Genomic DNA, 11161 nt, shown 5'->3' with positions numbered 1-11161 from the left:
TGGCGGGGTGCGCGCAATTACCGTTTGCGTGACGGGGGCTAAAGATGACTAAATTGCAAAAATAATCCCGCGCTGACTGCGTGGGAATGAATTCATTGCGCGGTTTTTCGGGTTCCGAACAGCAAACCTTGGCCGCTCAAGGCCGCGTCTGGCCCTGACCGCGCACCACATATTTGTAGGTCGTGAGCTGTTCTGCCCCCACGGGGCCGCGGGCGTGCAGGCGGGCGGTGGAGATGCCGATCTCGCCGCCGAAGCCGAACTCGCCGCCGTCGGCGAACTGGGTCGAGGCGTTGATCAGAACGATGGCGCTGTCGACCTTGGCCGCGAAGCGTTCGGCGGCCTGGGCGTCGGTGGTGACGATGGCCTCGGTATGGCCCGAGCCATAGCGGGCGATGTGGTCGGTCGCCGCCTCCAGGTCATCGACGATCCGCACCGCCAGGATCGGCGCCAGATATTCGGTGGTCCAGTCGGCTTCGACCGCAGACTCCATCTGAGGAACCAGGGCGACGGCCTCGGCGTCGCCGCGTAGTTCGCACCCGGCCGCGATCAGATCTGCGGCCACCAAGGGCAGCAGGCGTTCGGCAGCCGCAAGATCCACCAACAAGGTCTCGGTCGCGCCGCAGACGGACACCCGCCGCATCTTGGCGTTCAGTACGATGGCGCGCGCGGTCTCCAGATCGGCCGCTTCATGCAGATAGGTGTGGTTCAGACCCTCAAGATGGCTCAGCACCGCCGTCTTGGCCTCAGCCTGGACGCGGGCGACCAGGCTCTTGCCGCCGCGGGGGATGATGACGTCGATGGCGCCGTCCAGCCCGCCCAGCATCAGGCCTACGGCCTCGCGGTCCGGCGTATCGACCAGTTGCACCGCGTCGGCGGGCAGGCCGGCCTGGGCCAAGGCTTCCGCGATCAGGCCGGCGATGGCCAGGGACGACTGGAGACAGTCCGAGCCGCAGCGCAGGATGGCGGCGTTGCCCGACCGGATGCACAGGGCCGCCGCGTCGGCGGTGACGTTGGGGCGGCTCTCATAGATGACGCCCAGCACTCCGATGGGGGTCCGGACGCGGGCGATGTCCAGGCCGTTGGCGGGGGTCCAGCGTTCGGTCTCGACGCCCAGGGGATCGGCTACGGCGGCAATGGTCGCCACCGCTTGAGCCATGCCGGCGACGCGGGCGGGCGTCAGGGCCAGTCGGTCGATCAGGGCCTCGCTCATGCCGTTGGCGCGGGCGGCGTCCACATCGCGGGCGTTGGCGGCCAGGATGTCGGCTTCGGCGGCCGTCAGCTTCTCGGACAGGATTTCCAGCGCGCGGGTGCGGGCGGCGGGCGGCGCGTCTCGCAGGCCTACGGCGGCGGCGCGGGCGCGGCGGCCCTTTTCCAGCATTCGGGTCTCAAGATCGGTCATCGGTCGTCCAGAACCATGTCGTCGCGGTGGATTAGAACCGAGGGCCCGCGATAGCCCAGGGTCGCCTCGATTTCATCGCTGCGGCGGCCCCGGATGCGGGCGGCCTCGTCGGCGGCATAGGCGGCCAGGCCCACCCCGACCGCCCGGCCGTCGGCGTCGGTCAAGCGCACGCAGTCGCCTTTTTCGAAGTCCCCCGCCACGGCCGTCACCCCGGCCGGCAGCAGGCTTTTCCCCGCCCTCAGCGCCGTCACCGCCCCAGCGTCCAGCGTCAAGGATCCCGCTGGCGACAGACTGCCGGCGATCCACTGCTTGTAAGCGGCCATCGGGCCGTCGGGGGCGGTGATCAGGGTGGCGCGGGCGCCGGCTCGGATGGCGCTCAGCGGCGACAGGGTCTGGCCCGAGGCGATGATGGTGGCGCAGCCGGCTGAGCGGGCGATCTGGGCCGCCGCCAGCTTGGTCGCCATGCCGCCGGTCCCGACCCCGGCCTGGGCGTTGGCGCCCCCGCCCATGGCAAGGATGTCGGGGCCTAGAGTCTCGATCAGCGGCAGGTGGGCGGCGCTCGGATCACGGCGCGGATCGGCGGTGTAGAGGCCGTCCACGTCCGACAGCAGGATCAGCAGATCGGCCCGCGCCAACTGGGCCGTTCGCGCCGCCAGCCGGTCGTTGTCGCCATAGCGGATTTCTTCCGTCGCTACGGTGTCGTTCTCGTTGACGATGGGTATGACCCCGTGGCCCAGCAGGGCCTCGACGGTGGCGCGGCCGTTCAGCCAGCGACGGCGGCGTTCCGTGTCATCGCGGGTGAGCAGCACCTGGCCCACAACTAGGTCGTGGGGCGCCAGGGCCTCGGACCAAGCGGCCATCAGCAGGGACTGACCGACTGAGGCCGCCGCCTGCTTGTCTTCCAGCCGGGTTCCCAGGTTCGGCAGACGGCCCCGCCCCAGGGCGATGGAGCCGGATGAGACGACGATGACCTCGCGTCCCTGCGCCTTCAAGGCCGCCAGATCCCGCGCCACGGCCGCCAGCCAGTCGTGCGTCGGCCGCCGCGTCTCGGCGTCGATCAGCAGCGAGGATCCGATCTTGACCACGACCCGGCGCGCGGCCTCCAGGGCGGAGGCGGCGTCGGTTGCAGAGTCTGGGCGCGGGGCGGGGGAGGCGACCTGGGACATGAAGGTTTCTCTAACGCGGCTGTTCGAGCTTGTCTCTTGCCGTGTCGGTCGTCACAGCAGACGAATGATGGAATCCCTTTCCCCGATCGCAGCGGGCGCCCTGGGCAGTCTGGCGGCCGGCATGATGACGGCGGTGGGCGCCGTGCCCATGCTGTTCCTGAAAAAGCCGAGCGAGCAGACCCAGAGCGTCCTGCTGGGCTTCGCCGCCGGGGTCATGCTGGCGGCGTCCTTCTTCTCGCTGATCATTCCCGGCGTGGACGTGCTTCAGACCGGCGGCGCGTCCCAGGCCTGGGCGGCGGGGACCATGGCGGCGGCGGTGCTGATCGGGGCGACGGCCATTGGTCTGATGAACCGTTTCGCGCCGGTGGACATGCTGGCCATCGGCCCGGCCCAGTCGAAACATCTGGCGCGGCGCATCTGGTTGTTCATCATCGCCATCACCCTGCACAACTTCCCCGAAGGCGCCGCTGTAGGCGTCAGCTTCGGCGGCGGGGACATGCACCAGGGGCTGGCGACAGCACTGGGGATCGGCATCCAGAACATGCCCGAAGGTCTGGCGGTCTCGGCCGCCATGGCGTCGCTGGGCTATGGTCGCGGGCCGGCGTTTCTGGGCGCGCTGGCGTCGGGTCTTGTCGAACCCATCGGGGGTTTGATCGGGGCCGGGGTGGTCGGGATGCTGCCCGGCGCCCTGCCTTGGGGGCTGGGTCTGGCGGCCGGGGCGATGATCTATGTGGTGACCGCCGAGATCATTCCGCAGACCCGCGAACAGTCCAAGGGCGACAGCTCGATGATCGGGCTGATGATCGGCCTGGTGGGCATGATGTTCCTGGATATCGCCCTGGGTTGAGCCGCTTATCGCGGTCGCCGAAGGGGCAGTTACATCATTTACATCCCGCGCGGGTCTGGACGGCGCCCGTCGCCAGAGGTTAGGCCACCAAGCTCGCAGTCCGGTCTTCCCCGCCTGAACTTCCCGAAGGAGCGCCCCATTAAGACGCGACCTATAAAGCCTTCGGCTTCCCGTCGAAACTTCTTGTCTGGCCTGGGGCTTCTGGCCCTGATGGGCGCCGGAGTCTTCCCCATGCCTGTTTCCGCTGAAATCTCACGCACCGTTCAACGCCATCGCCAGAGGATCGAGGATCTGATCGCGGCGATGACGGTCGAGGAGAAGGCGGGACAGTTGAACCTGTTGGCCGACCCGTTCCGCTGGATGCCGACTGCGGTCAACCCGCTGGACGGCACTGGGGATCCGGCGCGCGTCACCGCCATGATCCGCGAGGGCAAGGTGGGCTCGCTGTTCAACGGCATCGGCGCCGAGACCGGCCGCCGTATTCAGCAGGTTGCGGTCGAGGAGTCGCGTCTGAAGATTCCGCTGCTGTTCGCGGCGGACGTGATCCACGGCCTGTCCACCATCTTCCCTGTGCCGCTGGCCGAGGCGGCGGCCTTCGACACCGAGCTGGCGCGCCGCACCGCGCGGGCCGCAGCCGTCGAGACGGCGGCCTCCGCCGTGCACCAGACCTACGCCCCCATGGTGGATGTGGCCCGCGACCAGCGCTGGGGTCGCAATGTCGAGGGCGCCGGCGAGGACGTGCTGCTGAACAATCTGCTGGCCGCCGCTCGTGTGCGTGGCTTCCAGGGCGACAAGGGATTGGACGACCGTGACGCCGTCCTGGCCACCGCCAAACACATGGCCGCCTATTCGGGCGCCATCGGCGGGGTCGAGTACAATACCACCGACATGAGCGAACAGACGCTGCGCGGGGTCTATCTGCCGCCGTTCAAGGCGGCGGTGGACGCCGGCGCCCTGTCGATCATGAGCGCCTTCAACGATGTGAACGGCGTGCCTGCTTCGGGCAGCCGCAAACTGCTGACCGACATCCTGCGCGGCGAATGGGGCTTCGAAGGCTTCGTCGTCTCCGACTACACCTCCGAGCAGGAACTGGTCGCCCACGGCTTTGCCGAGAACGGCCGCGACGCGGCTCGCATCGCCTTCAACGCCGGGGTCGATGTCTCGATGGTGTCGGGCCTCTATCTCGAGCACCTGCCCAGCCTGGTGGCGAGCGGCGAAGTGTCGATGGCCCGGCTGGACGAGGCGGTACGTCGCCTGCTGACCACCAAGGCGGCCCTGGGCCTGTTCGACGACCCCTATCGGGGCACGGACCCGGTGCGTGAGAAGGCCGTGGTCGGTTCGCGCGAACACATCGACCTGTCGCGCGAGGCGGGCCGCAAGTCGGTGGTCCTGCTGAAGAACGACAACCAGCTTCTGCCGCTGAACAAGAGCCAGAAGATCGCCCTGATCGGCCCGTTCGCCGATGACGTGGACAATGTCTGGGGGCCGTGGACCATCTGGGGCGCGCCTGAGCGTCGCGTGTCGCTGGAGGCCGGTTTCCGCGCCGCTATGGCTGACCCGCAAACCCTGACCGTCGCGCGTGGCTCGGGCATTGAGACCCCGCTGGCCGGCGGTATCGAAGAGGCCATTCGCGCCGCCGCAAACGCCGACGTCATCGTCCTGGCCATCGGCGAGAGCCAGAAGATGTCGGGCGAGGCCCAGTCGCGCACCGAGATCGTCGTGCCCGCGCCGCAGATGGCTCTGGTCGACGCCATGGCCGCCACCGGAAAACCCATGGTCATCCTGCTGCGCAACGGCCGGGCTCTGGCGCTGGAGGGCAATGTCAAGAACGCCCAGGCCATCGTCGTCACCTGGTTCCTGGGCGAGCAGATGGGCCACGCCGTCGCCGACGTCCTCTTCGGCGGCCATGGACCTTCGGCGCGTCTGCCGATCAGCTTCCCGCACAAGTCGGGCCAGCAGCCCTATTCCTACGACCACAAGAACACCGGCCGTCCGGCCAGCCCGGACCTGCCGATCGAGGAATACAAGGCCCGCTACCGCGAGACGACCAATACGGCCCTCTATCCGTTCGGCTATGGCCTGACCTATGGCGACTTGGCCTATGGCCCGGTGCAGATGGCCAGCGATCAACTGGCCTGGGCCGGCACGCTGGATGTCGCCGTGACCGTCACCAACCAGGGCGCCCATGTCGCCGAGGAACTGGTCCAGCTCTATATCCACGACCGGGTCGCCAGCCTGACCCAGCCGGGTCGGTTGCTGAAGGACTTCAAGCGGGTGACGCTGCGGCCGGGCCAGAGCGAGACGGTGCGCTTTACCCTGAACGCCCGCCAGCTGGGCTTCATCGGCGAGGACAACACCTATCGGATCGAGCCGGGTCTGTTCGATCTGTGGCTGGCGCCCCATGCTCAGGGCGGTTCGGCGGCCCAGTTCCGACTGGTCGGTCCGGCTTAGGATGCGGATGGTCGTTGACCCGGCGCACGGCAGGGCTTAACGACCCCGCCGTTTGTCTTCCGCCTCCATATGGGCGGGATTCGTGTGTAGGAGCGCGCCCATGACGACCAAGATACTTCCGGGCGCTACGGGCGTCCTCGCGCTCGCCGACGGCACGATCCTGCAAGGGATCGGCGTCGGCGCTGTCGGATCGGCGCTGGGCGAGGTGGTCTTCAACACCGCCATGACCGGCTATCAGGAAATCCTGACCGACCCGTCCTACATGAGCCAGATACTGGCCTTCACCTTCCCGCATGTCGGCAACACCGGCACCAATGTCGAAGACATCGAGCAGATGGGCGGCGGTTCGGACACTTCGGCGCGGGGCGCCATCTTCCGCGACGTGCCGACTGATCCGGCCAACTATCGGTCGGACGCCAGCTTCGACGAGTGGATGAAGCGGCGCGGCGTCGTGGGTCTGGCCGGCGTGGACACCCGCGCCCTGACCAAGATCATCCGCGACAAGGGCGCGCCCCACGCCGTCATCGCCCATGACCCGAACGGCCAGTTCGACCTCGACGCCCTGGTGGCGCAGGCCAAGGCTTGGACCGGCCTGGTCGGCCTGGACCTGGCCAAGCCCGCCTCGACGCTTCAGGCGTTTGAATGGGACGAAGGTCTGTGGGAATGGCCGGAGGGCCATCCCAAGACCCAGGGCCGCAAGGACGTGGTGGTCATCGACTATGGGGTGAAGCGCAACATCCTGCGCGCCCTGGCCTCGACCGGCGCGCGGATCACGGTAGTCCCGGCGACGACGACGGCGGAAGAGGTTCTGGCCCGCAATCCGGACGGCGTCGTCTTGTCGAACGGTCCGGGCGATCCGGCCGCGACCGGCGAATACGCGGTGCCCGAGATTCAGAAACTGGTCGCCAGCGGCAAGCCCCTGATGGGCATCTGCCTGGGTCACCAGATGCTGGCCCTGGCCCTGGGCGCCAAGACGGTGAAGATGGAACAGGGCCACCATGGCGCCAACCATCCGGTCAAGGACCTGACCACCGGCAAGGTCGAGATCGTGTCGATGAACCACGGCTTCACCGTCGATCGCGACAGTCTGCCCGACGCCGTGACCGAAACCCACGTCAGCCTATTCGACGGCACCAACTGCGGCATCGCGGTCAAGGACAAGCCGATCTTCAGCGTCCAGCACCACCCCGAGGCCTCGCCCGGCCCGGCCGACAGCCTGTATCTGTTCGACCGGTTCGCCGATCTGATGACCGCCCGCTGATCTGATGAAACAGGGGGCGGTGCGGTCGGACTATCTGGACTGGCTGGCTCAGGCGCTGGAGGTCGGGCGCGGAATCACGCCCTTACCCGACGGGGACGCGGTGGTCGGTTACGCCACCGGATACGATACGGCCGACATCGCCCCGTTCGTCTTGTCGCTGCGGGCCGTTTTCGACGGCCCGGTCGCCTTGGTGGTGGATGCGGATACTGAGCTGCGCGCCTTCCTGGCCGAGCATGGCGTGACCGCCATCGATGCGCCGGTGTGGCGTGGCTGGGCGCCCCATCCTGTGATGCAGAGGTTCGTCGCCTTCGCCGGTCTGTTGGGCGACCGCGTCGGCGCGGCTCTGGCGTGCGACGTGCGTGACGTGATCTTCCAGGCCGCGCCTTTCGCGCCGGCTCCGGCGGGGTTGGAAGCGTTCATTGAGGCGGAGGCGCCGCTCGCGGGCCACGACTTCAATATGAAATATCTGCGCGCTCTGTTCGGCGAAGCCCAGGCTCGACAGCTGGCTGATAAGGCCTGCCTGTGCGTCGGAACGATCCTGGGGCCGCGGGCCGAGGTTGCGCGTTTGTCGCGGCTGATCCTGTCGTTGGCGGCGACGCCCCGGTCAGAGATCGGCGGGGCCTTCGGCGCCGACCAGGCCGCCTTCAACATGGCCATTCATCAGGGTCTGACGGCGGCGACCGTCCGACCCAACTACGGCCGGGTGGCGACCCTGGGCCTGACCCCTGGCGACACTCTGAGCCTGCGCGACGGTCAGGTGGTCAATCCGGACGGCACCGTCAGCCCCATCGTCCACCAGCACGACCGCCATCCCCATCTGGACACGGCCGTCCACGACCGCTGGGGCGGCGGGCTGGAACATCGCAAACGGATCCGGCCCAAGTCAGCCAGCCAGAAGCTGGCCAAGCTGACGGCCTCGTTGCGGCGGCGGACGCCGGAACTGCGTTAAAAGCGTCGCCGCCCCCTCAATCCGGGGCTCTGACTGTGAATCCTGGCTCAGGTCAGCACGTGCATCCGCCGTGGGCCCTCGGGACAAGCCCGAGGGTGACGAGCGAGGAGGCGGAAAATCCTACGGTAGGGGCGCGAAACTCTTGTCCTCGCGCAGGGCGCTGGCCTTCTGCACCGCCATGGGGGCCGCGTGCAGCCAGTAGTCGGCGTCGTCTAGCCGATGCTCGCGGCGGCGTTCCTGCCCGCGCATCCGCCTGAGGGCGGCGTTTTCAAGAAGGCGCGCGTGCAGGGCGCGGGGCGTCGGTTCGGGGATGGCGGAAGAGCCGGGGACAGCGACGAGATCGGGGCCTTGGGGCTCCACCGCCGGACGGGCGATGGCGATGAACATGAACCACTCTTGGGATGAGGAGGGGGCGCTTCTGCACCAGAGCGTCTGTGGATGAACCACTCCCTTTGTGGATAGTTCCTGAGCGTGTCCGAAAAAAGGTATGGGAATCGAAAGGCTTGTCGCCGCAATCCGGTCAAAAGGCTTGTGGGTTGATTAACCGTGGCCGCACTGGGCGTCGGGCGGGCGGCGACAGGTTCGCGCCCTCTCGCGCCGCTGGGTTCCAGGCTACGGGACAAGCGGCTTTTCGCTCGGAGTGATGAAAGGGAAGTGCGGCGGCGCTTTCGCCCGCAACGCCTTGAAACCCGGTGGCAGTCCCTAGGGGAGTCGAACCCCTCTTTTCAGGTTGAAAACCTGACGTCCTAACCGATAGACGAAGGGACCGCAGCCGGGGCGGCGCATTTGCCCCGGATCGGTCCCTCCTGCAAGCAAAAACTTACGCCGCTTCCGCCTTCGCCGGGACGACGGCGTCCAGAGCCGGGAACAGGTCGGCGATCAGGTCCTCGACATGCTCCAGCCCGACCGACAGCCGGACCAGGCCGTCGCCGATGCCGGCGGTGGCGCGCTGGTCCGGGGTCATGGCGGCGTGGGTCATGGTGGCGGGGTGGGCGATCAGGCTTTCGACCCCGCCCAGGGACTCGGCCAGGGTGAAGATCTCCAGCGTTTCGACCAGGGCGCGGACGGCGTCGGTTCCGCCTTCCAGCTCAAAGCTGAGCATGGCGCCGGGGCCGGCCTGTTGCGTGGCGACCAGGGCGTGGTTGGGGTGCGACTTCAGGCCGGGATAGTGAACCACCTTGACCGCCGGGTGGGCGGCCAGTCGTTCGGCGATCTTGCCGGCAGTGGCCTGTTGCCGCTCGATCCGGGCGAACAGGGTGCGGACGCCGCGCAGGGTCAGATAGGCGTCGAACGGAGAGCCGGTCACGCCGGTGCAGTTGGCCCACCAGGCCAGGGTCTGGTGATCCTCGGCGTCGGCCGAGACGACGGCGCCGCCGACCACGTCGGAATGGCCATTGATGAACTTGGTGGTCGAGTGGACGACGAAGTCGGCGCCCAGCTTGATCGGGTTCTGAAGCGCAGGCGACAGGAAGGTGTTGTCGCAGACGACCTTGGCGCCGGCCGCATGGGCGCGGGTGCAGATGTCGGCGACGTCGACCAGGCGCAGCAGGGGGTTGGACGGGGTTTCGACCAGAACCAGCTTCGGCTTCCGCGCCAGGGCGGCTTCAAGGGCTTGGGGATCGCCCTGGTCGACCAGCAGCAGCTCGAAATGGCCCTTCTTGGCGCGGGCGTTCAGCAGGCGGCAGGTGCCGCCGTAGCAGTCGTGCGGCGCGATCAGCAGGTCGCCCGGCTCCAGCAGGGCAAGGGGCAGATCGACGGCGGCCATGCCGGTGGCGGTGATGACGCAGCCGGCGCCGCCTTCCAACTCGGCCAGGGTTTCGGCCAGGACGTCGCGGGTCGGATTGCCCGAGCGGCTGTAGTCGTACTTCCGCTTCTGCTCGAAGCCGGCGAAGGAATAGTTGGACGACAGATAGAGCGGCGGCATGACCGCGCCATGCGCCGTGTCCGAATCCACGCCCGTGCGGGCGGCGATCGTGTGCGGGTTGGCGATACGGGTCATGCTTTAATGTCCTTGAAAGCAGCGCGGAGGATGTCGCCGACGAAGGCGTCCTCCTTCAGAAAGGCGTCGTGGCCATACAGGGAGGGCGCTTCGACGAAGCGCCACAGGGTCGGCAACCGCGCGGCCAGTTCGCGGATGTCGTCGATCGGCACCAGCCGGTCGGAGGTGAAGCCGATCAGGGTGACGGGGGTGGTTATGGCCTCGGGCGTCACGCTGTGGCGGTCCAGCGAGTCGGACATCGACAGCCAGCGGGCCGGGGTGGTGTGGGTGCGGTAGGCCTGGCCCCGCGCCGTCAGATAGTCGCAGACGGGATAGGCGCCGCCGACGGCCTCGGGCGCCGTCGTCTCGAACCGGTCGTTGAACTCTTCGGCCGTGCGATAGGTGGTCATGGCCAGCTCGCGGGCCAGGGCGACGCCTTCTTCTGGGCGGCCGGCGGCGACGGCGAACTGAAGGATGCGGCGCTGGATGCCCCGCCAGGCGGTGGCTTGCGGGTGGGCGCGGTGGGCGGCCGAAACCACGATCAGTTGCTCAGCCCAGTCGGGGTACAGCTCGGCGAAGGCCAGGCCGACCATGCCGCCGTAGGAGCAGCCGACGAAGGCCGCGACCCGCTCGATCTTCAGATGGTTCAGGACCAGGGCCAGCAGGCGGGCCTGATCGTGGGTGGTGATGGTGACGGGGGTGTCCTGGAACTCCTGGCCCGGGGCGAAGTCGACGGCCAGGACCTGGAGACGTGACAGGTCGATGGGACCGCGCACAGACACGGCGCCGGACCACCAGCCCAGGCCGTTGGTCTCGGTGCGGTGGACGAAGCGGCCGGCCGAGATGCCGCCGGCGACCACGACGACGGGGGCGCCGGCGCGGCCGTGGATGCGGCCGATGACATTGGGCTGGTTCAGGCGCTCGCCCGAGGCCAGGCGGAACTCGGCAGGGATGGGGACGATGACGTCGCGGGCGCCGCCGCGTTCACGCGGAGCGGGCGCCTGAATCGGCTGTGGCCGACAGTCGGGGTCTTCAAACAGGGATGTTTCAGCCAGGGTCATCAATCGTCGTCCGCATCGTTCTCGCCTCAGCAAGGCTCGATGCGGTGAC

At 68.2% G+C, this 11161-nt stretch carries 9 protein-coding genes and 1 tRNA gene; 4 read left to right on the top strand and 6 right to left on the bottom strand.

Features of this window, described 5'->3' with window-relative positions; translation table 11 throughout:
* Positions 1-136: 136 nt before the first annotated feature.
* Both ACW177_RS14665 and proB read right to left on the bottom strand, forming a co-directional pair.
* Entirely contained in the window at positions 137-1399 is a 1263-nt protein-coding gene (locus ACW177_RS14665) for a glutamate-5-semialdehyde dehydrogenase (RefSeq protein WP_492026413.1), read from the bottom strand.
* Positions 1396-2565, bottom strand: coding sequence for a glutamate 5-kinase (gene proB / locus ACW177_RS14660; RefSeq protein ID WP_492026412.1), 1170 nt, complete (start codon positions 2563-2565; stop codon positions 1396-1398). The genes ACW177_RS14665 and proB overlap by 4 nt, the downstream gene beginning before the upstream one ends.
* A 67-nt stretch (positions 2566-2632) precedes the next feature.
* On the opposite strand from proB, the gene ACW177_RS14655 reads away from it, so the two are divergent.
* The 4 genes from ACW177_RS14655 to ACW177_RS14640 all read left to right on the top strand — a co-directional run bounded on the left by ACW177_RS14655 (position 2633) and on the right by ACW177_RS14640 (position 8073).
* Positions 2633-3412: a ZIP family metal transporter gene (locus ACW177_RS14655; protein ID WP_492026411.1), complete on the top strand. Its 780-nt coding sequence runs from the start codon at positions 2633-2635 to the stop codon at positions 3410-3412.
* Between the two features lie 231 nt (positions 3413-3643).
* On the top strand, positions 3644-5863 hold the full coding sequence (locus ACW177_RS14650) for a glycoside hydrolase family 3 N-terminal domain-containing protein (RefSeq protein ID WP_492026410.1): 2220 nt from the start codon (positions 3644-3646) through the stop codon (positions 5861-5863).
* A 100-nt stretch (positions 5864-5963) separates the two neighbouring features.
* Positions 5964-7124 carry a glutamine-hydrolyzing carbamoyl-phosphate synthase small subunit gene (carA, locus tag ACW177_RS14645; protein ID WP_492026409.1) on the top strand — a complete coding sequence of 387 codons (1161 nt, stop codon included), beginning with the start codon at positions 5964-5966 and terminating at the stop codon, positions 7122-7124.
* Positions 7125-7128: 4 nt separating this feature from the next.
* Positions 7129-8073 carry a hypothetical protein gene (locus ACW177_RS14640; protein ID WP_492026408.1) on the top strand — a complete coding sequence of 315 codons (945 nt, stop codon included), beginning with the start codon at positions 7129-7131 and terminating at the stop codon, positions 8071-8073.
* A gap of 120 nt (positions 8074-8193) precedes the next feature.
* Here ACW177_RS14640 and ACW177_RS14635 read toward each other — a convergent pair whose 3' ends face one another.
* The 4 genes from ACW177_RS14635 to metX form a co-directional block, all read right to left on the bottom strand.
* Positions 8194-8460, bottom strand: coding sequence for a hypothetical protein (locus tag ACW177_RS14635; RefSeq protein ID WP_492026407.1), 267 nt, complete (start codon positions 8458-8460; stop codon positions 8194-8196).
* A 306-nt stretch (positions 8461-8766) separates the two neighbouring features.
* Positions 8767-8841 (bottom strand) — tRNA-Glu (locus tag ACW177_RS14630).
* Between the two features lie 52 nt (positions 8842-8893).
* On the bottom strand, positions 8894-10072 hold the full coding sequence (gene metB, locus ACW177_RS14625; protein WP_492026406.1) for a cystathionine gamma-synthase: 1179 nt from the start codon (positions 10070-10072) through the stop codon (positions 8894-8896).
* Entirely contained in the window at positions 10069-11112 is a 1044-nt protein-coding gene (gene metX / locus ACW177_RS14620; RefSeq protein ID WP_492026405.1) for a homoserine O-succinyltransferase MetX, read from the bottom strand. Before metX ends, metB begins: the two co-directional genes overlap by 4 nt.
* Between the last annotated feature and the right edge of the window lie 49 nt (positions 11113-11161).

The organism is Brevundimonas sp. AVps23W (assembly GCF_058681395.1).
The sequence above is the reverse complement of the archived record's forward strand: the minus strand, read 5'-3'. Positions and strand labels throughout refer to the sequence as shown.